Below are 474 nucleotides of genomic sequence, written 5' to 3'. Positions count from 1 at the left end.
TCCAGTAGTCGCTGGTGGCTTCCATGAGCACCAACGTGACCTGCTGCTCGATCAGGTGCTCACGCAACGCCAGGATGGTGTTGGTCATCGACCCCCACGTGGTGACGACCTCGCTGATGCGTTCCTTGGCCCTGCGGCTGTGGGGATTCACGCCGGGAGTCCGCACGCAGACCTTCGCGAACTTCTTGCCGATATCGATGCCCGCGCAGCGCGGATGCATTTCCTCCATCACTTCGTCCTCCTTGATCAGGTAGCGACGCCGACCCGGCGTCGCAGGTGCCGGCCGCGAGGGGAGCGAGTGATTCGGAAGTCTGAATACGCGTGCTCAACGGCAACAATCCACGGTTCTCGTGGGAGCTCCCCGCCCCATGCTCGAAAGCAGGCTCAAGGCGCCAGAGACGCTCGGGGTCCGTCACGACCGACACCCTCCAAGCATCACCCCGACCACGCCACGCAGGAACCGTCACCGGCCCC

Annotated in this window: 1 pseudogene; it reads right to left on the bottom strand. The window is 64.3% G+C overall.

The features are described 5' to 3' along the window. Positions 1-229 (bottom strand): annotated as a pseudogene (locus QWJ41_RS20795) (IS110 family transposase); the annotation flags it as partial. Between the last annotated feature and the right edge of the window lie 245 nt (positions 230-474).

Origin of the sequence: Nocardioides cremeus, from assembly GCF_030518195.1 — a bacterium.
GTDB lineage: Bacteria > Actinomycetota > Actinomycetes > Propionibacteriales > Nocardioidaceae > Nocardioides > Nocardioides cremeus.
The sequence above is the reverse complement of the archived record's forward strand: the minus strand, read 5'-3'. Positions and strand labels throughout refer to the sequence as shown.